Origin of the sequence: Maribacter dokdonensis DSW-8 (genome assembly GCF_001447995.1) — a bacterium.
In the GTDB taxonomy this organism is placed as follows: Bacteria; Bacteroidota; Bacteroidia; order Flavobacteriales; family Flavobacteriaceae; genus Maribacter; species Maribacter dokdonensis.
In genome coordinates, this window is sequence record NZ_LDPE01000006.1 from 99,114 (window position 1) to 124,782 (window position 25,669).

Sequence of the window (25,669 nt, forward strand, 5' to 3'; positions counted from 1 at the left end):
ATTATATTAAGTAGTAAATTACAAATGAATAACCTCGTCATAAGCTGCTGCCACTGCTTCCATAACAGCTTCGCTCATTGTTGGGTGTGGGTGAATTGCTTTAAGAACCTCATGTCCCGTAGTTTCTAGCTTACGGCCAAGAACGGCTTCAGCGATCATATCGGTAACACCTGCACCGATCATATGACAACCTAACCACTCACCATATTTAGCATCAAAGATTACTTTTACAAATCCGTCAGAAGCACCCGAAGCTTTCGCTTTACCACTTGCCGAGAAAGGGAATTTACCAACTTTGATATCTATTCCTTTTTCTCTAGCCTGCTTTTCGGTTAAACCTACAGAGGCTATTTCTGGAGAGCAATAAGTACAACCAGGTATATTACCGTAGTCTAATGGCTCAACATGCATTTCTGCCAATTTTTCAACACATAAGATACCTTCAGCCGATGCTACGTGAGCAAGTGCTGGTCCAGGAGTTACATCACCAATGGCATAGTAGCCAGGTATGTTGGTTTGGTAATAATCGTTCACCAAAATCTTATCACGGTCGGTAGCAATACCAACATCTTCTAACCCTATGTTCTCAATATTGGTCTTAATACCTACGGCAGAAAGAACAATATCGGCTTCAAGAACTTTTTCTCCTTTAGCTGTTTTAACGGTAGCTTTTACCCCGTCACCAGAAGTGTCAACAGAAGTAACTTCTGCAGAAGTCATAATCTTTACACCTGATTTTTTGAAACTTCTTTCCAATTGCTTGGATACGTCTTCATCTTCTACCGGTACAATGTTAGGTAGGTATTCTACAACCGTAACTTCGGTCCCCATAGAATTGTAAAAGTATGCGAACTCTATACCGATTGCACCACTACCAACAACGATCATTTTTTTAGGTTGCTTATCTAAGGTCATTGCCTCTCTGTACCCAATGATCTTCTTACCATCTTGCGGCAAGCTTGGTAGCTCTCGGCTTCTTGCGCCTGTAGCTATAATAATATTACTGGCACTATATTCCGTAGTGGAACCATCTTCAGCCTTAACTGAAACTTTTTTACCAGCTTTTAAAGTACCGTAACCTTTAATAACCTCAATTTTATTCTTCTTCATTAAGAATTGAACCCCTTTGCTCATTCCTTCTGCAACACCACGGCTTCTTTTCACGACAGCATCAAAATCCTTATCGGCACCTTTCACTTTTAAACCGTAATCTTCGGCATGTTGCAGGTATTCAAATACTTGTGCAGACTTCAATAAGGCTTTGGTAGGTATACAACCCCAATTTAAGCAAACGCCTCCTAGACTCTCTTTTTCTATAATGGCAGTCTTAAAACCTAATTGTGCAGCCCTAATTGCGGTAACATATCCACCAGGACCACTACCTAAAACGATAATATCGAAAGTGCTCATATTTTGATTTTTTGTAGTTTTAATTGAGGTGCAAAAATACAAAACCTTTATCAAATTATTTGTAGGTTTTTAAAATATGACCTTTAATCTAAAATTGTGATATTTTATTAGGAGTCATCCTGTATGTGGTATATAGGTTTTAAAGTAAAAAAGAGGTCTTAAAGACCTCTTTTTTATTTCAAAATTGTTAAGCTATATGAACTATTCTGCAGGAACAAAATTTAAAGCCACACCGTTAATGCAATGGCGTAAGCCTGTTGGGGCTGGTCCATCCTCAAAAACATGTCCTAAATGCCCCCCGCAAGTGGCACAGTGCTCTTCGGTTCTTTTGTAACCAATTTTATAATCTACATCATAAGCTACATTACCTTCTATTTCCTCATAAAAACTGGGCCATCCGGTACCTGAATCAAATTTGGTATAACTTTTAAATAAAGGAGTGGCACAGGCGGCACAAACATATGTACCTTTTTCTTTGTTTTTAAGAAGTTCACTGGTAAACGGATTTTCAGTAGCAGCTTCGCGTAGAACGTAATATTCGGCATCGGTCAATTCTTTTCTCCATTCACTGTTGGTTTTTTGAACAGGAAATTCTTTTTTATCCTTATCAATGCTGCTAGATGTCATCTCTTTCTTTTGGGCATTACCCTTACAGCTTACAAAGAGTATTAAAAGTGCAATAGCAAAATGTAGTTTCATATTATATTTTTTTAATTATGTCGATGAATTTATATAATCCTTTCAATGTATAGTAATTACGATACTTTTTTGGTTAAGGTTTTAATAAAATAAATAAAAGCCTTTGAAGATTATTCAAAGGCTTTTACTTATATAGGTTAATTCCAGGGATATTTATTGTAATGTTACTTTCTGGACTTCATCTTCCGTAATACCTAAATGTGACATTACAGAGTTGATGTTAGAAGTATCTAACTTTCCAGTGGTAGATTCCGCTGGTAATATGGCGATTCTAAATACTTGGTCGTCAGTATCGCCCGGTTGTAAAGTTGATAGGTCAAAATCTGATTCTAAGAAAATACTAACATCAAAAAAAGTATAATCGTAATTATATTGTAATAAGCCTTGGTCTAATATTCTAGTTTGTGGCATTAACCTCCAAATGTCTACAGATTCTCCATTGCTGTCTTCAGTTACATCCCATAGCATGTAAACTAAAACTACATCAGTTTCAAAAACTTCTATAGTTTGTGGAAACTCGTAAAATATGGAATAGTCATTGTCCAAGGTGAAAGTACCCTGTATGTCTATCACTTTGCCTAAGATATTAATTCCGTCCGCGCCATCGGCACCATCAGCACCATCAAATCCATCAAACCCTTGTGGTCCTTGTGGTCCTTCACACGAAATAAAGAATAGCGTTACAAGTGCTCCTAGAAATACATTTATTTTTTTCATAATGTTATAATTTTTGGTTTGAGTTTTTATTTTGAATTCTTATTTCAAAAAGCGTTCCATTTTTGGTATTTAAATATATAAATCGGATATTAACTGCTATATTTTCAACAAAAATGAAATGTAGTTGAGCGTCTTTAAAAGATGATTAGCTTTACAAAAATAAACACTCCATATGCCTAACGTACAAGTTTACTCATTATTTACAGATTTTGATATCAATCTTTTTAAAGGAGGAAAGCATTATCGACTATATGATAAACTAGGGTCTCATATCGTAGAAGTTGATGGTGTAGCCGGTACATACTTTGCTGTATGGGCACCTTCGGCGAAAGCGGTTTCTGTTGTAGGTAATTTTAATTTGTGGAATGCAGAGGAGCATCAATTAAATGTGAGATGGGACAGCAGTGGTATTTGGGAAGGTTTTATTCCCAAAATTGGAAAGGGTGAGATCTATAAATATAAAATACAGTCTAACAATAATGATATTTGGACAGAGAAAGCTGATCCTTTTGCCAGGTATTGTGAGCATCCGCCTAACACGGCATCAATAATTTGGACTGCTGAGCACAATTGGAAAGATGATGCTTGGATGGGCTATAGAAAAGATAAGAACGGTTTGGATAAACCTTATTCGGTTTATGAAGTTCATTTGGGATCTTGGAAGAAAAATGCCGAAAATAAATTTTTAACCTATAAGGAATTTGCAAAAGACCTTGTGGAGTATGTAAAGGAAATGGGGTATACACATGTGGAGTTTATGCCTATAATGGAGTATCCTTACGATCCTTCTTGGGGGTATCAACTAACAGGGTATTTTGCCCCCACATCAAGATTTGGGTCGCCCGAGGAGTTTAAATTACTGATAGATACATTTCATCAAAACGATATAGGGGTCATATTAGATTGGGTGCCGTCTCATTTTCCGGAAGATGCGCATGGTTTAGGCTTTTTTGACGGCTCGCACTTGTATGAGCACCCAGATAGAAGAAAAGGATATCATACAGATTGGAAGAGTTTGATCTTTAATTATGGTAGAAATGAAGTGAGGGCTTTTCTGATTAGCAATGCTTTATTTTGGTTAGATCAGTTTCATGTAGACGGCTTGCGTGTAGATGCCGTAGCCTCCATGTTATATTTAGACTATTCTAGAGAGGAGGGTGAATGGGAGCCAAATATGTATGGTAACAACGAGAATTTAGAGGCTATGTCCTTTATACGTGAACTAAATGAAGCGGTATATACCAACTTTGAAGGTGTACAGACCATAGCGGAAGAATCTACTGCATTTTCAGGCGTATCAAAACCGGTGGCACATGGTGGTTTAGGTTTTGGTATGAAATGGATGATGGGGTGGATGCATGATACCTTACAGTTCTTTAAGAAAGAACCCATCTATAGAAAACACCATCAAAATGATCTTACCTTTAGTATGACCTATGCGTTTACCGAAAATTTCATGCTTCCTTTTTCTCATGATGAGGTAGTTTATGGTAAGCAGTCTTTGGTTTATAGAATGCCGGGAGATGAGTGGCAAAAATTCGCAAATTTAAGATTGCTATTTGGGTATATGTTTACCCACCCGGGTACAAATTTAATGTTCATGGGGGGTGAATTCGGTCAAACGGCAGAATGGAATTTTCAACAAAGTTTAGATTGGCATTTGTTACAGTACAGTGTGCATAAGGGAGTACAGGATTTTGTAAAGGATCTAAACCATTTATATAGAAATTCTCCGGGGTTATATGAAAAACAATTTAGTCCAGAAGGTTTTCAATGGATAGATTATGGTGATCATGAAAACTCGGTATTAACGTACGTTCGTAAAGGACATGATGAAAAGAACGATTTGGTGATTGCGTGTAACTTTACTCCTGTACCAAGAGAAAATTACAGAATAGGGAACCCGAAAAAAGGAAAACTAAAGGAAATTTTAAATAGTGACGATGCCAAATATGGTGGCGGTGGCAACCTAAATGATAAGATAACATCATCAACCAAGCCTTCGCACGGTCATAAGAAGTCTATCGTAATAACTATACCGCCTTTAGGGATAGTAATATTGAAATAATCATAATAAGTTGTCGTTTAAACACATCCAATTGTAAGAGTTTCTGATTTACCGACTGTTATGCTAATAATTAAGAATTCATGATCACAAACACAGAGCTTGAATATAAAGGTAATTTATATCCAAACCACATCGTTGAATTTGCACAGGACACTGATAAAATCTATTTCACCACAGATAACGGAGTAGTATTACAAATAACTATCCTTAGGGGTAGTATTATACGGTTTAGGTACGCCACAAATTACAACTTTGAACCTGATTTCTCTTATGCCATAGACCCCGAGGCTACTATGGGCTATAGTAAATTAGAGGTGGTAGAAAATGATACGGAATATATAATTTCTACGGCACGTTTAAATATTCTGGTAGACAAGAAAACGTTACGAACCCAGATTTCTGATTTAAACGGTACTATTATCAATGAAGATGAGTTGGGCTTTCATTGGGAAGAAAATTATGAATATGGTGGAAATACCGTAAAGTTGAGTAAGATTACCCAATCTGGTGAAAGTTTTTATGGAATGGGCGATAAAGCCATGCATAGCAATTTAAAGGGTAAAAGAGTGGAGAATTGGGTAACTGATCAATTTGCCTACGCAAAAGAGCAAGATCCACTGTATAAGGCCATTCCTTTTTATATAGGTTTAAATAAAGGTATAGCTTACGGTATCTATTTTGACAATAGTTTTAGAACAGGCTTTGATTTCTCTCAAGAACGAAGAAATATTACCAGTTTTTGGGCTGAAGGTGGAGAAATGAACTATTATTTCATATTTGGTCCAGATATGCCAAAAGTGGTCAGTTCATATTCTAGCCTTACCGGTACACCAGAGTTACCACCCATGTGGGCATTAGGTTTTCATCAATCTAAATGGAGCTACTATCCAGAAAGCAATGTAAAGGAAATTGCCAGTGAATTTAGAAAGTTACAAATACCATGTGATGCTATTTATCTAGATATAGATTACATGGATGGCTTTAGGTGTTTTACTTGGGATAAAAACCATTTCCCTGATCCAAAGCGAATGATTCAAGAATTGGAGGAAGACGGATTTAAGACCGTGGTGATGATAGATCCAGGTATAAAAGTAGACCGCGATTATTGGATTTATAATGAAGCCCTTGAAAATGGTTATTTCTGTAAAAGAGGAGATGGTCCGTTAATGCATGGAAAAGTGTGGCCGGGAGAATGTAATTTTCCTGATTTTACAAACCCAGCAGTGCGTGAATGGTGGGCAGAATTGTACAAGGAATTTATGTCGGATTTGGGTGTTCATGCAGTGTGGAACGATATGAATGAACCTGCTGTGATGGAAGTTCCATCAAAAACGGCCCCATTGGACACTAGGCATGATTATGATGGTAACCCGTGTACCCATAGAAAAGCACATAATGTTTATGGTATGCAAATGGTTAGGGCTACCTATGAAGGTGTTAAAAAATATGTTTATCCAAAAAGACCGTTTGTAATAACAAGAGCGGCATTTTCAGGGACCCAAAGATATTCTTCTACGTGGACAGGAGATAATGTGGCTACATGGGAGCATTTGTGGATCGCTAATGTACAAGTGCAACGCATGTGTTTAAGCGGGTATTCATTTGTTGGCTCTGATATTGGTGGTTTTGCAGAACAACCAGATGGCGAATTATTTGCTAGATGGGTGCAATTGGGAATTTTTCACCCATTTTGTAGGGTGCATTCCAGTGGGGATCATGGTGATCAAGAACCTTGGTCCTTTGGATCTGAAATAACGGATATCGTAAGAAAATTTGTAGAACTACGCTATCAGCTATTACCGTATTTGTATACGATGTTTTACAAGTATACCAAGGAAAATGTACCTATGGTGCAGTCTTTGGTCTTTTTTGACCAAGAAGATAATCAAACTCACTTTAGGACAGATGAGTTTATATTCGGTGATAAGATATTGGTATGTCCAATACAAGAACCTAATGCTCAAGGACGCCGTATGTATGTGCCAAGGGGCGAGTGGTACGATTTTTGGACAAATGAGTTTGTAGAGGGAGGTAAGGAAAAATGGGTTGCGGCAGCATTGGATATGATTCCGATCTTTGTAAAGGCAGGGTCTATTATTCCAAAATACCCTATACAGCAATATGTTGGAGAGAAAAAAATAGAAGAGCTTGTTTTAGATGTGTATTATAAAGAAGGCACTGAAACCTCTGAAGTTTACGAAGATGCCAATAATGGTTATGATTATAAAAAAGGAAGATATTCTCTAAGTAATTATAAGCTTACGGGTAAAGACAACTCCTTGATTATTCAATTGTTCAAGGATGGTACTTTTGATACGGAGTATGAGAAAATGAAGTTGAATTTTCACGGACTTCCATTTGAGATCAGTAGTGTTAAGATAGATAATGAAGAAATACCGCTAAAGAGTATAAGCATTAATGATAACAATGATTTGCTTATAGACAAAAACTTTACCTTATTGCATTTATCAGGAAAAGAATAACTTTGTAGTTTTCTACCATTAACTAAAATGAACAAAAAATGAAAAAACTAGTATTAATAATATTCGTCTTTATAGGCGTTTCGGCTTGTAAGGTTAATCCCTTTACTGGTCAAAAAACATTGAATTTTTACCCAAATAGTCAAGTATTTCCATCTGCATTTGCACAGTATGACCAATTTCTAACGGAAAATAAGGTGGTTACAGGTACTGCAGATGCGCAAATGATTACTAGGGTTGGTCAGCGAATTTCTTCGGCTGCTGAACGTTGGTTAACGGCTAATGGGCATCCAGGTTATTTAAAGGACTATGCTTGGGAATATAATTTGGTAAATGACGAAACGGTAAACGCTTGGTGCATGCCAGGTGGTAAAATTGTTTTCTATACGGGTATATTGCCCATAACACAAACAGAGACCGGTGTAGCTGTAGTTATGGGGCACGAAGTTGCCCATGCCTTGGCAGATCATGGAGCACAGCGTATGAGTGCAGGTACATTACAACAGTTAGGTGCCGTAGCAGGTAATGTTGCAATTAAAAATCAGCAAACTTTAGGTATTTTCAATCAGGCATATGGTGTAGGTACCCAGTATTTAGGTATGCTGCCTTTTAGTAGAAGTCATGAGACAGAGGCAGATAGAATTGGCTTGCAGATTATGGCAATAGCAGGTTACGACCCTTATGAAGCTGCGGAATTATGGAAAAGAATGAAAGCGAACAGTGGTGGAGAGGCACCGCCAGAATTTATGAGCACGCACCCATCTAACGATACCAGAATAAATAATCTTACAGCTTGGGCGCCAGATGCCGCTGCAGAAGCCGCAAAATTTGGGGTAACAAATTTTAAGTAAAACTTTAAGGATTATTGTATATTGAAGCCGTTCAGAAATGATCGGCTTTTATTTTTATATATGGGGAAGACACTAGTTTTAAAAGGAAGTAAGAAATTATTGAACGCTTGGGCCTTTTATGATTGGGCAAATTCCGTTTACAGTTTGGTAATTTCGTCGGCAGTTTTTCCAATATTTTATGGCGCACTTTTTAGAATTGCCGGTATTGAAAAGGTGACCATTTTTGGTGGGGAAATAGCAAGAGCACCATTAATAAGTTACACAACATCTTTAGCCTTTGTTTTTATAGCCATCATAACACCGTTAATTTCAGGCGTTGCGGATTATTTGGGGAACAAGAAGGTTTTCATGAAATTCTTCTGCTACTTAGGAGGGTTGTCATGTATTGGTTTATACTGGTTTTCATTGGAAAATATATACTTTGGGTTAGTATGCTACTTTTTTGGCCTTGTAGGGTTTTGGGTGAGTTTTGCCATTAACAACTCCTACCTACCGGACGTTGCTTTTCCAAAACAGCAAGATGCAATTAGCGCAAAAGGATTTACACTAGGGTATATAGGAAGTGTGGTGCTTTTGGTTTTTAATTTGGCTATGGTCATGAAACCTGATTTATTTGGAATAACCACAGATGAATCTGGTGCGGCCGAAATTAAGGCCATGAAATATTCTTTTGTAACCGTTGGTATATGGTGGATACTTTTTGCACAGTACAGCTTCTACTATTTGCCAAAAGGCTACAAAAAAGAGGGGGAGCGCACCAACATTGTTTTAAATGGTTTTAAAGAGTTGAAGCAAGTGTGGCATCAGTTAGGGGATCAGGTGAGGTTAAAAAGGTATCTAGGTGCATTTTTTGTCTATAGCATGGCAGTGCAAACTGTGATGTTGATAGCAACTTATTTTGGGGAAGAAGAAATTGCTTGGGGTACGGATTCTGAAAGAACTACGGGGCTTATCATTAGTATATTGGTTATTCAATTGGTCGCAATTTTAGGGGCTACGGTTACCGCAAGTGCGTCAGAAAAATTTGGTAACATAAAAACATTGATCGTGGTAAATGCCCTTTGGGTAGCCATCTGTATTTATGCCTATTTTGTAATTACGCCTACGGACTTTTATATTGCCGCTGGTTGTGTTGGGTTGGTTATGGGTGGTATACAGGCGCTTTCTAGGTCTACCTATTCTAAGTTTTTGCCAGATACTACAGATACCACATCTTTTTTCAGTTTTTATGATGTTGCGGAAAAGATTGGAATTATAATAGGAACATTTTTATATGGGGCAATAGCTCAGAGAACGGGTAGTATGAGAAGTTCTATAATCTTTTTGGGCGTATTTTTTCTGATCGGCATGATATTGCTTGTGAGAGTACGCGAAACAAAAAAGCCCCTTTAAAAAGAGGCTCAGTTGAATTGATTGTTCGCTATTTTGATCTTATGCTTTTATCCTTTTGAAATGTCGCCAGAACCAGAAGTTTTTGTGTTTACTTTTTCAGGATTTCCTCTATAGGAAATATCCCCAGAACCAGATACCCTTGCTTTTAAAGACTTATTTGCGGTAACTTGTATATCTGCTGAACCGGATATTGTTGCGTCAACATTATCAGCTTCTAGGTCATATGCTTCAATATCTCCACTACCTGAGATTGTAGCTTCAAAATTGGTGGTGTCACCGCTTAAAGTAATATCTCCTGAACCCGACATTGAGGCAGATATATTTTGAACATCAAGGTCTAAAGTAATATCACCTGATCCTGACATTGCTGTTTTGAAATCATCAGTTTTGATTTTTGTTTTGCCAACAATATCACCTGATCCTGACATAGAAACAGAACTTATAGATTCAACGGGTACGGTAATATGAATTCCAGATTTCCAATTGCTCGTTTTTAGATTAACACCCTTTTCCGTCTTGATCACCAGTTTGCCGTCTTTGACTTCGGTAATTATGTACTCCAATAGGTTTTCTTCACCTGTTAAGGTTATTTCACCTTCGTTGCCAGATACCAAATCAACATCGAACCAGCCCGATACGGCTACACCGTCATAATCCCCTGTATTTCTCTCAATGGTAACATTGTTACCATTTCCTTTAATAGTCTTTCCCCATTGCGCTGAACAAGATAGGGAGATTAACCCTGCACATACTAATACACTTAATTTTCTCATGATATTCATTTTTAATTGATTGATTTATTTTTTGCTAAAACTTATGCCGCCATAGTCGCTTGTAAGTATAATTTTGTTGCCACTGCCTTTAGAGCCATAAAATCCTTCATAGTGTTTGTCAGATGATTTTTCTATGCTAATGTTAATAGTGAAGTCATCTTTGCCACTTACACCGGCATAACTGGTAGAAATATCGAAATCAAAATGATAGGCACTGTTGTATCCAATTTTAACTCCGGTATAATCCGTTCTAATTTCTACATCGCCAGCGTCTGCAGCAAGTTCATCTATTCTAATGGAGCCATAGTCGGCTGTTATAGATACATCTCCATGAACGACGCCTAGTTTTACTGTGATGTAATCACCATTGCCATCTATGCTTTGTAGTTCTTCAATGTCCATATTGCCATAGTCACTGGTATAATCTAAATTGCCCATTTTGCCTATACTTGCATTAGTGTAATCAGCATTGATATGAAGGTCGCCGGCTTTCTCAATAGTAAAGCCCGAGTAATCTGCTCTAATTTCACCACTGTTGATAAAACCAATAGTGGATTTTGAAGTATAGTCAAAATTTAAACGGTTGTTACGGCCTCTAAGCTCACCAAGTTCAAGTCTGCCATAGTCACAGTTTATTTTGGCGTGCCCGTCTATTCTGTCCAAAATTATATTGCCATAATCATTACTGAGGTCAACATTGTTTTTAACGGGCACCTTAATGGTGTAATTGATCTGCATATTAACGTTGTTGTTATTACCCCAGCTCCATCCCCAGCCATTGTTATTTTTGTTGAAAATGGTTTTGGCGTAAACTCTTTCGTTATTGGCTTCAAAATCAACTGAAATTTCATCTAATTTTTTTTGGACCTTGTCTTCATTGTTGCCATTGGTCTTAATGTGAACTTCAATTACTACTCTATTTTCATTCCAAGAAGTTATATTTAAGTTGCCATAAGAATTGTCTATTTTTAGCAACGCGTTGGTACTTACGTTAAACTCTTTTTTAATGGTCTTTTCTTTGGTATGCTTACCATCAAAAGAAGTGTCATTAGCGAAGACTACTGTTGAGAAAGCCAAAAATAATAGCCAAGTATATTTATATAGTAAAGTTTTCATCATGTGATTTTTTAATTGATTTAATATTTTCAATTTGAATCATAACCTCGTTTAAAAGATCGATTCTGGTTTGGAAATTGGTAATCATGGCACTTAAAATTAACTTGCTGTTACCTCCGTTTAAAAGGTCTTGCTCCATTTTGGTATAGTTCAGCTGAAGCTTTTTTAGTTGGACCATGGTGTCATTAATAATTTTTTCTGTTTCGGGTGATTTTTCTGAATTCAGTTCTTTTACCTGCTCTTCGATTAAATTCGCAAAATAGAATTGCGTTTTTGATGCTTCTGGCGAAATCTCGGCAACTTTTTCTTCAATACTTGATGCTGTGTTGAATTGGGATAATCCAACCGTTAATAAAATGGCAAATGATGCTGCGACCGATAGAAAAAGTAACCAACTGTTCTTTTTCTTGGGTGTAAGTGTAGCCACGCCTTTAGACTCGTTCAGTTTTTCTAAGAATCGCTGTTCGTGCCCGCTGGCGGGTTCGGCATAATCCAATTTGTCATGTAGCTTTATAAAAAGCTCGTCAATAGTATCTTTCTTCATTAGACTGCGAGTGTTAGTTTTTTCCTTAAACTTTCTTTTGCTCTAGAAACAGTAGTTCTGCAATTGGCATAACTAATGTTCATGATTTCACTAATTTCATCATAATCAAATCCTTCAATTAGATGTAAGGTCAAAGAAATTCTGTAGTTGTCTTTTAAATCTTTCATGGTTTCCATCACTTTTTGAGCCTTTAGTTCTGTAAACACATGGTCAGATGCAATTCCGTCATTATCTTCGACCCTGTACAATACCTCATCTAAAGCAACTTCGTTCTTTTTTTGTTGCTTTCTATATTGATGTATACTGTTATTAATAACAATACGCTTTAACCAGGATCCAAAAGTTACTTCCCCTTTAAAAGTATGCAGTTTCGTAAATGCGCTTAAAAACGATTCTTGCATAATGTCTTCTGCTTGGGCAGAGTCTTTTACGATTCTGAGTGATGTATTGTACATAGCCTTGTAATACCTGTTGTACACTTCTAGCTGTGCACTTTGTTTACCGGCTAAGCACAATTGCACTAGCTCATCAATATGTTCTCTTTGTTGGCTCAAAAAGTGATTGGTTTATTGAAAGATGAACCAAAATACAGTTTGTTACAGTTTGATGGAAATAAATTTTAATTATTCCATAAGCAATAGTTGGGTATTTATTGAAATGATTTATTTCAGTTGGCACAAGAATTGAATTAGATAATAGCAAATGAAAGTGCAAAAAGCCGTATTTAACTGATTTTCATTGTTTTTACGGCAATTATGTATAATTTATAAAAACTAAATTCTGTTAATTTAATGACAGAATGACCGATATATGAGTATGGGAGATTCTAAATTTTCAAATTTTGACAATATGTCCTTACAAGGAATAGACCAAGATTCTGAGCTAATTCCATTATTGACTCCAGAAGATGAGGAGCAAATGAATAGTGAAACCTTGCCAGAGACCTTGCCTATATTGCCTTTAAGGAATACAGTACTCTTTCCTGGTGTAGTAATTCCTATTACGGCGGGTAGAGATAAAAGTATTCACTTAATTAAGGATGCCAACAACGGCTCAAAAGTAATAGGTGTAGTTTCCCAAAAAGATGAGGAAACGGAAAATCCTGATGTAAAGGATATAAATACCTTGGGTACGGTAGCCAAAATTTTACGTGTGCTACAAATGCCAGATGGTAATACCACCGTAATCATTCAAGGTAAAAAGCGTTTTGAGATTGCCGAAGTCTTAACTAAGAAGCCTTATATAACAGCTACAGTTAGAGAAACCGCAGAAGTAAGACCGGAAAAGAACGATAAGCAGTTTTTGGCAATTATAGAGTCTATTAAAGAATTGGCTTTAAAAATTATAAGGGATAATCCTAATATTCCTAGCGAAGCATCTTTTGCTATTAAAAACATTCAAAGTGATTCTTTCTTAATAAACTTTGTTTCGTCCAATCTTAATTTGGATGTAAAGGCGAAACAAGAGTTGTTGGAAATAGGCAGTCTGCAAGAGAGAGCGTTGGCAACATTGAAATATATGAATGTTGAAATGCAAAAGCTTGAACTTAAGAATGATATTCAATCAAAAGTTAGAAATGATCTAGATCAGCAACAGCGAGAATATTTCTTGCACCAGCAAATGAAGACCATTCAAGAAGAATTGGGCGGAGTTTCTTATGATGAGGAACTAGAAGAGATGAAGGAGAAGTCCAAGAAAAAGAAATGGGGCAAGAAAGAAAGAGAGCATTTTGAAAAGGAATTGTCGAAAATGAAACGGATGAATCCGCAGGTGGCAGAATATTCTATTCAAAGAAATTATTTGGACCTGCTATTGGATTTGCCTTGGAAAGAATATTCTAAAGATAAGTTCGATTTAAAAAGAGCAGAAAGAATTCTTGATCGTGACCATTATGGTTTAGAGGATGTAAAGAAAAGAATTGTGGAATATTTAGCGGTTTTGAAGCTGCGTAATGATATGAAATCACCTATTCTTTGTCTTTATGGACCTCCAGGAGTAGGTAAAACTTCATTAGGTAAATCTATTGCAGAGGCGTTGGGCAGAGAGTATGTAAGAATGTCATTAGGTGGTTTAAGAGATGAGGCTGAAATTAGAGGTCACCGAAAAACATATATTGGTGCAATGCCGGGTAGAATTATTCAGAGCCTAAAAAAGGCGGGTAAATCTAACCCTGTTTTTATCTTAGATGAAATAGATAAGCTATCCAATAGTCACCAAGGTGATCCTTCATCTGCTATGTTAGAGGTTTTAGATCCTGAACAGAACAGTGATTTTCATGACAATTTCTTAGAATTGGGTTATGACCTTTCTAAAGTGATGTTTGTTGCTACTGCAAATAACTTGGGCAGTATACAACCGGCACTTAGAGATCGTATGGAAATTATCCATGTAAGTGGGTACACTATTGAGGAAAAGGTTGAAATAGCTAAAAAACATTTATTGCCAAAACAATTGACAGAACATGGTTTAGATGCTAGTCATTTAAAAATTGGCAAACCACAATTAGAAAAAATTGTAGAAGGGTATACAAGGGAATCTGGAGTACGTTCTTTAGAAAAGCAAATCGCCAAAATGGTACGTTATGCTGCGAAATCTATTGCCACTGAAGAAGATTATGAAGTAAAGGTGAGTAATGAAGTTATCATAGAGGTTTTGGGTGCGCCAAAAATGGAGCGTGATAAATATGAAAATAATGAAGTGGCAGGTGTTGTTACCGGATTGGCTTGGACCAGTGTTGGTGGCGATATTTTATTTATAGAATCTATACTTTCAAAAGGTAAGGGAACCATGAGTATTACGGGTAACCTTGGTAAAGTGATGAAAGAATCTGCAACCATTGCCATGGAGTATATAAAATCTAATGCTGATCGTTTTGGTATAGATGCTGCGGTATTTGAGAAATATAATGTTCATATTCATGTACCAGAAGGGGCAACACCTAAAGATGGTCCAAGTGCAGGTATTACGATGTTGACCTCTTTAGTGTCATTGTTTACGCAAAAACGTATTAAAAAGAGCCTTGCAATGACCGGTGAGATCACATTGAGAGGCAAAGTGCTTCCGGTAGGTGGTATAAAGGAAAAGATTCTTGCCGCCAAAAGGGCTAAAATTAAGGAGATTATTCTTTGTGCAGATAACGAGCGTGATATTAAGGAAATCAAAGAGTCATATTTAAAAGGGTTAACTTTTCACTATGTAAAGGAAATGTCAGAAGTTATTGATATTGCCATTACAGGGGTTAAAGTAAAAAACGCAAAGGAGCTATAACTTAGCTTTTCTTTATACTTTTGATAGGATGAAAAAAATCACCATTGCAATAGACGGATTTTCCTCAACAGGTAAAAGTACTTTAGCAAAACAATTAGCTAAAAAGCTGCAATATATTTATGTAGATACGGGTGCCATGTACCGTGCGGTTACTTTGTTTGCTATGAGGGCAGGTTTGGTAAATGCCGGCAATGTTGATGAAGATACGTTGGAGCAAAAATTAGGTGATATTGATTTGAAGTTTGTATTCAATTCTTATTTGGGTTTTGCGGAAATGTATTTGAACGGAGAAAATGTAGAAAAGGAAATAAGGACAATGCCGGTTTCCAAGAACGTTAGCCAAGTAGCCGTTTTAGAGGCAGTACGTAAAAAATTGGTAGCCTTGCAACAAGCAATGGGTGTTGATAAAGGTATTGTTATGGACGGCAGGGATATTGGTACAGTGGTGTTTCCAGATGCGGAACTTAAAATCTTCATGACCGCTTCACCTGAAAAGAGAGCTGTAAGAAGGTATAAAGAGTTATTGGATAGGGGAGAGAATGTCGTCTATGAAGATATTTTGGAAAATGTTCAAAAACGAGATTATATTGACAGTAATAGAGAGATATCTCCTCTAAGAAAAGCTGATGATGCAATTGAGTTCGATAATAGTGACTTAGGACTGGAAGATCAGTTTCAAAGAATTTACGAACATTCGCTTCGGGTTATAGAAAAACAAGTATAAAAAAAAGAGGTTAGTTTTGCTAACCTCTTTTTTATTATGTAGTATATGTATTATTTGTTTGGAATAACCAATACTTGATCAGGATGAATTACATCCGGATTTTTTAAGATGTTGGTATTCGCTTCAAAAATAGCTTTATATTTCATTGGGTCACCGTAATATTCTTTAGCTATTTTACTTAAAGACTCACCGCTTTTTACCACGTGTCTGTGATAAACAGAATCATCTTCTACTGTAATGTTCGCTTTAATATCAGAAGGGCTTTCACCGCCCAATGCTTTAATTTTATCCCAGATCAAATCCTTTTCATAAGGAGTTTTTGCTTGTCCTTTTATTTTTAGAACATCTCCTTCAACAGTTACGTTACCGTCTTTGATACCTAATTGTTCACCTAGGTCCAAAACCCCTTGATATTTCGCTTTAACGCTCATATTTTTACTTTTTTTAATGGTTATTATAATGCTTCTAAGATAAGCATATTTAAGATATTCCATTCCAAAATCATGCCATATTCTTTAATTGAATGGTATATAATAAGTTGTGTTGTCTAATTTAAATAAAATGCTTATTTTTGCACACCTTTTTTGCAAGGCATTCAAGAGAAAAAGGGATTAGATAAACAAAAAGATATAACTACTTTCATAGTCGTTGCTTAAATCTTGATAAGATTATGGAATACAAATTATTGATCAGCAAATGGCTGAAGAAAAAACAAACGCAGAGGTAGAAGCTACTACCGAAGCAACACAACAAGCTGTAGAGACTCCACAGCAAGATCCACAAGAATTTTTAGAGAACTTTAACTGGGAAAAATACGAGCAAGGAATTGAGCGTGTAGATGACTCAAAGTTGAAGGAATTTGAAGATTTAGTAGCTGAAAATTTCGTTGATACTGCCGATGAGGAAGTAGTAGAAGGGAAAGTAGTTTATATTACTGATAGAGAGGCTATCATTGATATCAACGCAAAATCTGAAGGTGTAATTTCGTTAAACGAATTCCGTTACAACCCAGGTTTAAAAGTAGGTGACAAAGTAGAGGTATTGATCGATATTCGTGAGGATAAAAGCGGTCAGTTGGTTTTATCTCACAGAAAAGCGAGAACTATTATGGCTTGGGACCGTGTAAATGCGGCTCATGACAAAGAAGAAATCGTTAGTGGTTTTGTGAAGTGCAGAACTAAAGGTGGTATGATCGTTGACGTATTTGGTATAGAAGCTTTCTTACCAGGTTCTCAAATTGACGTTAAGCCAATTCGTGACTACGACCAGTATGTAAACAAAACAATGGAATTCAAGGTTGTAAAGATCAACCATGAATTTAAAAACGTTGTTGTTTCTCATAAAGCACTTATTGAGGCTGATATTGAAGAGCAGAAGAAAGAAATCATTAGCCAATTAGAAAAAGGACAAGTATTAGAAGGTGTTGTTAAAAACATTACTTCTTACGGTGTGTTCATTGATCTAGGTGGTGTTGATGGTTTAGTTCACATTACTGACCTTTCTTGGAGCAGAATCAACCACCCGAACGAGGTTGTTGAACTTGACCAGAAATTAAATGTTGTAATTCTTGATTTTGATGAAAACAAATCTAGAATTCAATTAGGTCTTAAGCAATTGGAGAAGCACCCTTGGGAAGCTTTATCCGATGAAATTAAGATTGGTGATAAAGTAAAAGGTAAAGTAGTTGTTATCGCTGATTACGGCGCGTTCATTGAAGTTGTTGAAGGTGTTGAAGGTCTTATCCACGTTTCTGAAATGTCTTGGTCTACGCACTTGCGTTCTGCACAGGATTTCGTAAATGTAGGTGATGAGGTAGAAGCAGTTGTATTGACATTGGATCGTGAAGATCGTAAAATGTCTCTTGGCATCAAGCAATTGACTCCAGATCCTTGGACTGATATTACTACGAAATACCCTGTAGGTTCTAAACATAAAGGTATTGTAAGAAACTTTACAAACTTTGGTGTTTTTGTTGAGCTAGAAGAAGGTATAGACGGTTTAATTTACATCTCTGATCTTTCTTGGACTAAGAAAATCAAGCATCCATCTGAGTTTACTAACGTAGGTGATACTTTAGAAGTTGAAGTATTGGAATTAGATGTTGAAGGTCGTAAGCTGAGCTTAGGTCACAAGCAGACTACTGAAAACCCATGGGATAAATATGAAACTGAATTCGCATTGGGTACAGTTCATACAGCAACCATTTCTGATGTAGTTGATAAAGGTGCAACAATTGAATTTAACGATGATATTACTGCATTTATTCCTCAACGTCATTTAGAAAAAGAAGATGGTAAAAAACTAGGTAAAGGCGATGAAGCTGAATTCAAGATTATTGAGTTCAACAAAGACTTCAAACGTGTTGTAGCTAGTCATACTGCAATTTTCCGTGAAGAAGAGCAACGTAATGTTAAGGCGGCTGTCAAAAGACAAGCAGCTAGTGCAGATGAGGCTAAGCCAACTTTAGGTGATGCTAACGATGCGTTACAAGCGTTGAAAGACAAAATGGAAGCTGATTCTAAGAAGAAGTAATTTCATTAGCATATATCCTTTAATAGGATAGTTTATAAAAGCCCGGATGCATAATCCGGGCTTTTTGTATTTATGATTGTTTTTTGTTTCCTAAAGGTAAGTCGCAAAGGAACTACACGTCATTCTAATTGATTTCGTTTTACCTTTGGAATAGATGATATTCAAAAGGCTATCAGCAAAGCAAATAGGTTTTACTATTTTAAGTTTAAGATTTTAATTTCTAAAATAAGTAAACAACATAGATACGTTGAAGAAAGGAATATATTCAAATGTCTTGTTAATAGGGTAAATAGTTAAAGCCCAGATTTTCATCTAGGCTTTATTAGTTTTCATTCAGTCGGTTCCTATTAGGGTTCTAACGTAAATGAAATACTAGTGGAGATTGTTATGTAATTAGACTTTTTATGTAATTGTGTTTGCTCAGAACAAGATCAGGTTGGCAAAAAAATTAATACACCTTTTTCTTCACGAACCAGATATCTTCAAGGCTTAAGTTCAAGGTAAGTAGGTGATAGTTCTCCTTTACCAGAACGTTTTGCAATAGCCCTTTAGAGCCATAACTATATGAAAGGTTGATCATAGAATGTGTTCCTCTGCTTGTAGGTATACCAATACCGGCAGTAAAATTGTAACCTTCAATTTTTTCATCACTTATGGCTAAATAACCATTGTCATAGTTGTACCCTAATCTATAGGCTATTCTTTGACCGTATTTGTAACTAGTTGGGTCTTGAATATATTCTAGACCAAAAGCGTATATATCTTGGTCTTCATAACTTCCTATATTTTCAGACTGATCGGTGTCCGTCCAAAAGTTCTTTTTATAATCTGCACTAAAGGTTAATTCTTCAATAGGTTTAATGCTCATACCAAAACCGAGCTCTAGAGGTAATTTAAAGTCTGAAACAGTGTCAGAAGTGTCGTCTTCTACAGTAATTTCAATACCGGATAACGATTTGTTGACAGACCTTTTTAAATTGCCGTTTAAACTTGTAGGTAATTGTACAGTACTACCTATGGTAATTTTTTCGTTAACATCATATTGCAGTCCAAAGCCAAGTCTTGCACCACTATAATTTGTTTTTTCAATAGATTCAAAAGCAGTTGCATTGTAGGTAAAAGATTCCGTCTCTTCAATGTTTCCAAATAGGAATGAAGCACTTAAACCTAATCTAAGCTTAGGAATTAAGGCATAACCAACATTAAGTTTAATATCATTTAGACCGCCCAAACCGGTTACGTTACTTTCAAATGAATTTGTAGACCCTTCAATGTTGCTACTTACACCAAGTAGGGAATATCCAACATCACTATAAGGTACCATGGTTATGCCTGCACCAAAATTTTCTGCAATTCTAAAACCAAAGGCGATATTGGAAAAATTGACATTTGATTTTTCTTCAGTATCCGATGTATTGCTGTAATTATTAAATTCTCCGGTAACCCCAATATCATACAAGAAAGAGTTTTTGGGTATTAAGGCATAATTGGCAGGGTTTAAGTTATTCAACTCGTAAGTTGATTTAATACCTATGCCGCTATAGCCTAAACTATTGAACTTTCCAATACTGGTTTGGTTAATAACACCTAATCCGTATAAGGAATATGGAGAACTGGTTAAAGCTTCTGATTGTGCTGAAATTTGCTGTATGCCAAGAAAAGCTCCTATGGTGACCACTATAATTTGGTTAATCTTCATCGTAAATACCGTATGTTAATTCTAAAATTGTTTCGTTTTCCCCATTACCGTTTCCGCTCATAATAAATCGATCTACAGTAGAATTATAATCAACAGGAAGTAAGATTAAAGCATCATCAATATCCCTGTCCTTTAGGTAAAGCTCTTCTAAATAATAAGACAGGGATATTTCATAATAGATGTCGTTAAATTCTTGATTGTCCCTGTTTAAAATAGCATAGGAAGTAGAGGACAGGGTTTCGGTCAAATCATTGTTTTGGTCAACGACATATACCGCAAGGGTGTCTCTTAGTTTTAGATTGTCGTTATAAGATTGGGCAACTGGTTTTATTTTAAGGGTGCCGTCCAATATGGTGCCACTGCCAGGTATGTCGTAAAGACTTGTAATACTTGGAAATTGTACCCTCATGGCTATTCCTACACCAGATTGAATGTAACTCTCGTTGTTAGAATCGGAACTTTCTAAGTTGACCTTACTATCTGTTAAGCCCTGTAGCGGTGTAATAGGGTCTTCTGCGGTTATGCTATTAAAGAAAGGAATTGGTGTGGTTGTTGCGTTTATTTGAATATCAAAATATTCCTGTTCAGATTCATATTCGGTTTCTGTACTGTAATACAAGCGCATGTAGGTATTTTCAGAAGATTTTGAAAAACCGATGATTGAGCCATTGTCGGTTTCGTCAGGTAATAACGCTATGCCTTTAAAGTAATCCCTATATTCATCAGAATTTACAATGTCTTTCTCCTGTAGTTTGGAGAATATGTCCGTACCAAAATCGTCTATCATTTTTATGGTTATAGAGTCTCCTGCCAAAGGTCTTGGGTTGTATTCGTAAAAACCCAGGTCATCTTCATCATAGCTGATTTTACTCGTATTGTAGAAATAATCTTCACTTTCTGGATTCAGGTTTTCTATAATTTTTTTAATGTGAATGGTGTTTTTCTGTAGCGTGTCATTGTAGTAGTAATTATCATAGCCCAAGACCATTACCAAACTATCAAATACCGCCTCAGAATCTATGGTATAGGTCTCTGGTAAAAACTGCATGTAGCTAGATGCCCTAACGGTACCAAAAACAGCATCTGAATATTTTCCTGTAAGAATTCTTGTAGATTCAGAAGTAGCTAAACTATCGAACTTCATGGTAGAGGTACTCACCGTTAATGTATCGATCAATATGAGACGAATGTTACTATCGGTAAATGTCTCACCGGCTACAAAATCGGTATCATTATATATGTCATCACTGCAAGAGATAACGGCTATTGTAAATAAACCACCGATCATTATGATGTGGAGTGCACGTAGTTTGTTTAAGAACACCTTCATTTAAAATTTAGTTTTCATCAAAGCTAAATACCCAATGCGGTTGTAAAAACCTGAATAGACGAATCCGTAATGTTAAGGGATGAAATCTATTATTTAAACTATTAATGAAATGTTTGTGTTCGTAGATGAAAACCTAGGATTGGTATGTTAAAAATCAATCTTAATCTATTGTGTTTTTTAGAACCCTGGGGTCTCTAGTAGATTTGATTTCTCAAAGAAAGAACCTTAAAACAAAAAAGTAATGAATAAAAGAAAATCGTATGTATACAAAATTACCGGGGTGGCGCTTTTGGCCATGGTAGTTACAAGTTGTTCAAGTGATGATGAGGACGATTTAGGTAACTGGGTAGATAAATCTGTATTTGATGGTAGCCCAAGAAGTAGTGTATCTGGTTTTACAATAGATAATATTGGGTATATGGGTGTTGGTTATGATGGAGACGATTATTTGGCTTCCTTTTGGGCATACGATATTGAAGGTGACTACTGGTCTCAAAAAGCTGATTTTCCTGGAGCTGCTAGAAATGCGGCCGTAGGTTTTGAGATTGACGGTACTGGTTATATAGGTTCTGGGTATGATGGTGTAGATGAATTGACGGATTTTTATAGTTATGATACTGCCTCTAATACATGGACGGAAATAGCCTCTTTACCAACAGCAAGAAGAAGTGCTGTAGGTTTTGGAATTAACGGTTATGGTTATGTGGGTACAGGATATGATGGCGAAAATGATAGAAAGGATTTCTATAAGTATAACCCTGCAACCGATTCTTGGACTGAATTAGTAGGTTTTGGAGGAAATAAAAGAAGATCTGCCACCACTTTTACTATAGATGGTTTGGTGTATTTAGGTACTGGAGTGTCTAACGGGGTATACTTAGATGATTTTTGGGTATTTGATCCTGCTACTGAAAGTTGGACCTCAAAATTAGACCTTGATGAAGAAGATGATTATGCTATTGCAAGAAGTAATGCTGTTGGATTTACGTTAAACGGATACGGTTATATAGCAACCGGAGAATTAGGTGGTGCTACCAATACAGTTTGGGAGTACGATCCAGCTTCAGATGAATGGGAACAAAAAACATCTTTTGAAGGAGCTACAAGGCAAGATGCCATTGCTTTTTCAAATGGAAGTCGAGTATTTATAGGAATGGGTAGAACTGGTACATTGTACCTAGATGATTTAGATGAATTTTTTCCATTGGATGAGTACGATGACGAAGATTAATTTTTCATAGTGAGTGCAATTGTTAATTTTTTGGGTCAATCTGTGAAGGTTGGCCCATTTTTAAACATTTATTTATGAGTTCTACTGTAAAATACTCGCTTGCTATTGTGCTATTTTTGGTACTTGTCTTTGGCATTGTTATGTATATTCAATCTGAGCCCAGCCAAAACCAAATATTTGAAAGTCAAATAGTAAGTCTAGATGATGGATTTGGTTATAAGATTTTGAGAGGAGAAAAGATAGTGATCGTACAAGAGTTCGTTCCCGGTCTTCCAGGTAAGCACCAATTTGTTTCTAAAGAAGAAGCTCAGAAAACGGCAAACTTGGTACTATCTAAATTAGAAGAGGGGAAATCGCCAATTTTATTACCGGCAGATCTGGCGAAATTGAATATTTCAACCCAAGTAGGTCATTGATAGTATATGAGATCGATAATTAATAATAGAATTCAGATAGTTGTCCATATCAGCATTTGGATTCTGTTTTATGGACTCACATTTTATCCTGTACTAAATGATGCAAGACCTATTCCTTCAGATGTGTTTCCAAAGCTCATTGTAATTATAGTACTATTTTATTTCAATTATTTTTACTTGGTACCAGAGTATTTACTGAAAAAGACAGTGCTCTTTTATTTATTTCTTTCACTGGGACTTTTGATTTTTTCGGTGTATTTGCTCAATCATTTTTTTCCGCCAAGAATACCCGATAATTTCTTTATACAACAAGAAAGACCAAGAGGTCTTGGTTTTATGCCGTTTTATAGAACGTTCGTAAATCTTGGAATACCTTATGTGATCAGTGCCATTTTAAGAATGTATGTGGAGTGGAAACGTAATGAGAATTTACGTTTATCGGTTGAAAAGGAAAATATTAAGTCTGAGCTACAATTTTTAAAGGCGCAATTAAATCCACATTTTTTGTTCAATTCGCTTAATACCATTTATGCCTTATCTGTAAAAAAATCTCCCGACACCTCAGAGGCAATAGTTGATTTATCGGAACTTATGAGATATATGATCTATGAGGCAGATAAAGACTTAGTGCCTTTAAATAAAGAACTAGATTATATAAAAAGTTATATACAGTTACAGCGATTAAGACTATCTGATAGTGAAAATGTATCCTTAAAGATTACCGGGGAAGATAGAGGGCGTGCGGTGCCGCCTTTGCTATTTATCTCGTTTATAGAAAATGCCTTTAAATACGGTACGGATTATAAGGGTAAAACCTATGTCAAAATTTCATTGATAATTACAGATGCCTCTATCTATTTAAACGTTAAGAATAAAATTGGAATTTTTAGAGAACCCACCAAGAACTCGGGTATCGGACTTGAGAATATTAGAAATCAGTTAGAATTGATATATCCAGGCCTGCACAACTTAGAGGTAAGTAATGACGGCCAAGATTATGAAGTTTCTTTGACCATTTACCAAAAACAATCAAGCTTATGAAATGTATAATTATAGATGATGAGCCTTTGGCGATTGAAATACTAACGGGCTATTGTGAAAAGCTAGACTTTATAGAGTTAGTGAACTCATATACCAATCCGCTCGATGCTATTACCGAAATCAAGGAAAAGAAAATAGATTTGATCTTTTGCGATATAGAAATGCCCCAAATAAACGGTATAGATTTTATGGGCACTTTAGATAACAGACCGTTGTTCATATTTACCACAGCTTATTCACATTATGCGGTAGATGGGTTTGAGTTGAATGCAGTAGATTATTTGGTGAAACCTATACCTTATCATCGTTTTATAAAATCAGTATCAAGAGTACAAGATTTAATTTCAAAAAAACAAAAGCCAATTATGGAAGCAAACGTTTTCTCATCTACCGGTGATAGTACAGTAGAAAAAAAGTTCATTTTTGTGAAGGCGGAATATGAAAGTATAAAAATAGATTTGGACCAAATTGAATATGTACAAGGTTTAAAAGATTATTTGAAAATTCATATTGCCAACACCAATAAAACCATTTTAACGTTAATGAGCTTTAAGGAGATTATGAGTAAGTTACCTGCAAATCAATTTCTTAGGGTGCATAAATCCTATGTGGTCAATGTAAATTACATTAAAACGGTACAGCGTAACAGAATAGTTATTAATGACATGCGCATACCTATTGGTGAAAGCCATAAAGAAGCCTTCTTTTCTATCTTGGGCTTATAGATTTCACGTTCATTGATCTAAATTTATTTTTTTTGATTTTACTTCCTTATTTTGGCTGTCAAAGTTTAGATAGAATTATCTATTTTTGTTAAGCTAAAAGCACGGGTGCCCATTATGAGTCAAAAAGTTTTACTCTCTTCCAAAGAAATACATATCATCCTGCACAGATTGGCTTGCCAATTGCTTGAAAACCATTTAAATTTTGAAAACACAGTTTTAATTGGAATTCAACCAAGGGGAAAATTTCTTGCTGAACGCTTGAATAAGATTTTAAAGGAGGAGTATAAAGTAAAGAAGATAGACTTGGGTTTTTTGGATATTACTTTTTATCGTGATGATTTTAGAAGAGGAGAAAAGACCCTAGAGGCCACAAAAACAAAGATAGATTTCTTGGTAGAGGACAAAAACGTTGTTTTAATTGATGATGTGCTGTACACTGGTAGAAGTATAAATGCGGCTTTAACTGCTTTGCAATCTTTTGGCAGGCCAAAAGATGTAGAGTTGTTATGTTTAATAGATCGCAGATTCAGCAGACATTTGCCTATACAACCCAATTATAGAGGTCGCCAGGTAGATGCCATAAATGATGAGAAGGTAAAGGTGATGTGGGAAGAAAATGACGGGGAAGATATAATATACTTAGTAAATAGATAA

The 25,669-nt window shown here is 36.0% G+C and carries 22 protein-coding genes; 12 read left to right on the forward strand and 10 right to left on the reverse strand.

The window, feature by feature from the left end; all coding sequences use genetic code 11:
- Positions 1-18: 18 nt before the first annotated feature.
- The 3 genes from lpdA to I600_RS16930 form a co-directional block, all read right to left on the reverse strand.
- Positions 19-1,410 (reverse strand): dihydrolipoyl dehydrogenase, encoded by a 1,392-nt coding sequence (gene lpdA / locus I600_RS16920; protein WP_058105750.1) that lies wholly within the window; start codon positions 1,408-1,410, stop codon positions 19-21.
- 201 nt (positions 1,411-1,611) lie between these two features.
- Positions 1,612-2,109, reverse strand: a complete 498-nt coding sequence (msrB, locus tag I600_RS16925) for a peptide-methionine (R)-S-oxide reductase MsrB (protein ID WP_058105751.1) — start codon at positions 2,107-2,109, stop codon at positions 1,612-1,614.
- A 153-nt stretch (positions 2,110-2,262) separates the two neighbouring features.
- Positions 2,263-2,826 (reverse strand): hypothetical protein, encoded by a 564-nt coding sequence (locus I600_RS16930; RefSeq protein WP_058105752.1) that lies wholly within the window; start codon positions 2,824-2,826, stop codon positions 2,263-2,265.
- 172 nt (positions 2,827-2,998) lie between these two features.
- Here I600_RS16930 and glgB point away from each other — a divergent pair, with 172 nt between their 5' ends.
- From glgB to I600_RS16950, 4 genes are all read left to right on the forward strand, one after another.
- On the forward strand, positions 2,999-4,894 hold the full coding sequence (glgB, locus tag I600_RS16935; RefSeq protein WP_058105753.1) for a 1,4-alpha-glucan branching protein GlgB: 1,896 nt from the start codon (positions 2,999-3,001) through the stop codon (positions 4,892-4,894).
- An 80-nt stretch (positions 4,895-4,974) separates the two neighbouring features.
- Positions 4,975-7,377: a glycoside hydrolase family 31 protein gene (locus tag I600_RS16940; protein ID WP_058105754.1), complete on the forward strand. Its 2,403-nt coding sequence runs from the start codon at positions 4,975-4,977 to the stop codon at positions 7,375-7,377.
- A 38-nt stretch (positions 7,378-7,415) separates the two neighbouring features.
- A complete protein-coding gene (locus I600_RS16945) occupies positions 7,416-8,225 on the forward strand; it encodes a M48 family metallopeptidase (protein WP_058105755.1) in 810 nt (269 codons plus the stop codon).
- A 60-nt stretch (positions 8,226-8,285) separates the two neighbouring features.
- The gene (locus I600_RS16950) at positions 8,286-9,617 is read left to right on the forward strand and encodes an MFS transporter (protein WP_058105756.1); all 1,332 of its coding nucleotides are present in this window, start codon (positions 8,286-8,288) and stop codon (positions 9,615-9,617) included.
- Positions 9,618-9,664: 47 nt separating this feature from the next.
- On the opposite strand, the gene I600_RS16955 is transcribed toward I600_RS16950, so the two are convergent.
- Genes I600_RS16955 through I600_RS16970 form a run of 4 tightly spaced genes read right to left on the reverse strand, consistent with a single transcriptional unit; the run spans position 9,665 to position 12,604 of the window.
- Positions 9,665-10,390 (reverse strand): head GIN domain-containing protein, encoded by a 726-nt coding sequence (locus I600_RS16955; RefSeq protein WP_058105757.1) that lies wholly within the window; start codon positions 10,388-10,390, stop codon positions 9,665-9,667.
- A 24-nt stretch (positions 10,391-10,414) separates the two neighbouring features.
- Entirely contained in the window at positions 10,415-11,506 is a 1,092-nt protein-coding gene (locus I600_RS16960) for a DUF4097 family beta strand repeat-containing protein (RefSeq protein WP_058105758.1), read from the reverse strand.
- Positions 11,487-12,050 (reverse strand): hypothetical protein, encoded by a 564-nt coding sequence (locus tag I600_RS16965; protein WP_058105759.1) that lies wholly within the window; start codon positions 12,048-12,050, stop codon positions 11,487-11,489. The genes I600_RS16960 and I600_RS16965 overlap by 20 nt, the downstream gene beginning before the upstream one ends.
- Positions 12,050-12,604: an RNA polymerase sigma factor gene (locus I600_RS16970; RefSeq protein WP_058105760.1), complete on the reverse strand. Its 555-nt coding sequence runs from the start codon at positions 12,602-12,604 to the stop codon at positions 12,050-12,052. The genes I600_RS16965 and I600_RS16970 overlap by 1 nt, the downstream gene beginning before the upstream one ends.
- 262 nt (positions 12,605-12,866) lie before the next feature.
- On the opposite strand from I600_RS16970, the gene lon reads away from it, so the two are divergent.
- Together lon and cmk are read left to right on the forward strand one after the other, a co-directional pair.
- The gene (gene lon / locus I600_RS16975; protein ID WP_058105799.1) at positions 12,867-15,317 is read left to right on the forward strand and encodes an endopeptidase La; all 2,451 of its coding nucleotides are present in this window, start codon (positions 12,867-12,869) and stop codon (positions 15,315-15,317) included.
- Between the two features lie 28 nt (positions 15,318-15,345).
- Positions 15,346-16,041, forward strand: a complete 696-nt coding sequence (cmk, locus tag I600_RS16980) for a (d)CMP kinase (protein ID WP_058105761.1) — start codon at positions 15,346-15,348, stop codon at positions 16,039-16,041.
- A gap of 50 nt (positions 16,042-16,091) precedes the next feature.
- Here the strand turns inward: cmk and I600_RS16985 are convergent, their stop codons facing one another.
- Positions 16,092-16,472, reverse strand: a complete 381-nt coding sequence (locus I600_RS16985) for a LysM peptidoglycan-binding domain-containing protein (RefSeq protein ID WP_058105800.1) — start codon at positions 16,470-16,472, stop codon at positions 16,092-16,094.
- 265 nt (positions 16,473-16,737) lie between these two features.
- Here I600_RS16985 and rpsA point away from each other — a divergent pair, with 265 nt between their 5' ends.
- Complete coding sequence (gene rpsA, locus I600_RS16990) at positions 16,738-18,573, forward strand: 30S ribosomal protein S1 (RefSeq protein WP_058105762.1); 1,836 nt, start codon at positions 16,738-16,740, stop codon at positions 18,571-18,573.
- Between the two features lie 448 nt (positions 18,574-19,021).
- On the opposite strand, the gene I600_RS16995 is transcribed toward rpsA, so the two are convergent.
- Together I600_RS16995 and I600_RS17000 are read right to left on the reverse strand one after the other, a co-directional pair.
- On the reverse strand, positions 19,022-20,272 hold the full coding sequence (locus tag I600_RS16995) for an OmpP1/FadL family transporter (RefSeq protein WP_058105763.1): 1,251 nt from the start codon (positions 20,270-20,272) through the stop codon (positions 19,022-19,024).
- Positions 20,262-21,602 carry a DUF4270 family protein gene (locus I600_RS17000; RefSeq protein WP_082643016.1) on the reverse strand — a complete coding sequence of 447 codons (1,341 nt, stop codon included), beginning with the start codon at positions 21,600-21,602 and terminating at the stop codon, positions 20,262-20,264. Before I600_RS17000 ends, I600_RS16995 begins: the two co-directional genes overlap by 11 nt.
- A gap of 241 nt (positions 21,603-21,843) precedes the next feature.
- Between I600_RS17000 and I600_RS17005 the strand changes: the two genes are divergently transcribed.
- From I600_RS17005 to pyrR, 5 genes are all read left to right on the forward strand, one after another.
- On the forward strand, positions 21,844-22,833 hold the full coding sequence (locus I600_RS17005) for a Kelch repeat-containing protein (protein ID WP_058105765.1): 990 nt from the start codon (positions 21,844-21,846) through the stop codon (positions 22,831-22,833).
- A gap of 74 nt (positions 22,834-22,907) precedes the next feature.
- Positions 22,908-23,249: a DUF4907 domain-containing protein gene (locus I600_RS17010; RefSeq protein ID WP_058105766.1), complete on the forward strand. Its 342-nt coding sequence runs from the start codon at positions 22,908-22,910 to the stop codon at positions 23,247-23,249.
- Between the two features lie 6 nt (positions 23,250-23,255).
- Positions 23,256-24,290: a sensor histidine kinase gene (locus I600_RS17015; protein WP_058105767.1), complete on the forward strand. Its 1,035-nt coding sequence runs from the start codon at positions 23,256-23,258 to the stop codon at positions 24,288-24,290.
- Positions 24,287-25,015, forward strand: coding sequence for a LytR/AlgR family response regulator transcription factor (locus I600_RS17020; RefSeq protein ID WP_058105768.1), 729 nt, complete (start codon positions 24,287-24,289; stop codon positions 25,013-25,015). The genes I600_RS17015 and I600_RS17020 overlap by 4 nt, the downstream gene beginning before the upstream one ends.
- A gap of 114 nt (positions 25,016-25,129) precedes the next feature.
- Complete coding sequence (pyrR, locus tag I600_RS17025; RefSeq protein WP_058105769.1) at positions 25,130-25,669, forward strand: bifunctional pyr operon transcriptional regulator/uracil phosphoribosyltransferase PyrR; 540 nt, start codon at positions 25,130-25,132, stop codon at positions 25,667-25,669.

Coding starts and splice junctions, on each gene's coding strand:
- lpdA (WP_058105750.1), bottom strand. CDS start 1,410: ATGAGCACTTTCGATATTATCGTTTTAGGTAGTGGTCCTGGTGGATAT.
- msrB (WP_058105751.1), bottom strand. CDS start 2,109: ATGAAACTACATTTTGCTATTGCACTTTTAATACTCTTTGTAAGCTGT.
- I600_RS16930 (WP_058105752.1), bottom strand. CDS start 2,826: ATGAAAAAAATAAATGTATTTCTAGGAGCACTTGTAACGCTATTCTTT.
- glgB (WP_058105753.1), top strand. CDS start 2,999: ATGCCTAACGTACAAGTTTACTCATTATTTACAGATTTTGATATCAAT.
- I600_RS16940 (WP_058105754.1), top strand. CDS start 4,975: ATGATCACAAACACAGAGCTTGAATATAAAGGTAATTTATATCCAAAC.
- I600_RS16945 (WP_058105755.1), top strand. CDS start 7,416: ATGAAAAAACTAGTATTAATAATATTCGTCTTTATAGGCGTTTCGGCT.
- I600_RS16950 (WP_058105756.1), top strand. CDS start 8,286: ATGGGGAAGACACTAGTTTTAAAAGGAAGTAAGAAATTATTGAACGCT.
- I600_RS16955 (WP_058105757.1), bottom strand. CDS start 10,390: ATGAGAAAATTAAGTGTATTAGTATGTGCAGGGTTAATCTCCCTATCT.
- I600_RS16960 (WP_058105758.1), bottom strand. CDS start 11,506: ATGAAAACTTTACTATATAAATATACTTGGCTATTATTTTTGGCTTTC.
- I600_RS16965 (WP_058105759.1), bottom strand. CDS start 12,050: ATGAAGAAAGATACTATTGACGAGCTTTTTATAAAGCTACATGACAAA.
- lon (WP_058105799.1), top strand. CDS start 12,867: ATGGGAGATTCTAAATTTTCAAATTTTGACAATATGTCCTTACAAGGA.
- cmk (WP_058105761.1), top strand. CDS start 15,346: ATGAAAAAAATCACCATTGCAATAGACGGATTTTCCTCAACAGGTAAA.
- I600_RS16985 (WP_058105800.1), bottom strand. CDS start 16,472: ATGAGCGTTAAAGCGAAATATCAAGGGGTTTTGGACCTAGGTGAACAA.
- rpsA (WP_058105762.1), top strand. CDS start 16,738: ATGGCTGAAGAAAAAACAAACGCAGAGGTAGAAGCTACTACCGAAGCA.
- I600_RS16995 (WP_058105763.1), bottom strand. CDS start 20,272: ATGAAGATTAACCAAATTATAGTGGTCACCATAGGAGCTTTTCTTGGC.
- I600_RS17000 (WP_082643016.1), bottom strand. CDS start 21,602: ATGAAGGTGTTCTTAAACAAACTACGTGCACTCCACATCATAATGATC.
- I600_RS17005 (WP_058105765.1), top strand. CDS start 21,844: ATGAATAAAAGAAAATCGTATGTATACAAAATTACCGGGGTGGCGCTT.
- I600_RS17010 (WP_058105766.1), top strand. CDS start 22,908: ATGAGTTCTACTGTAAAATACTCGCTTGCTATTGTGCTATTTTTGGTA.
- I600_RS17015 (WP_058105767.1), top strand. CDS start 23,256: ATGAGATCGATAATTAATAATAGAATTCAGATAGTTGTCCATATCAGC.
- I600_RS17020 (WP_058105768.1), top strand. CDS start 24,287: ATGAAATGTATAATTATAGATGATGAGCCTTTGGCGATTGAAATACTA.
- pyrR (WP_058105769.1), top strand. CDS start 25,130: ATGAGTCAAAAAGTTTTACTCTCTTCCAAAGAAATACATATCATCCTG.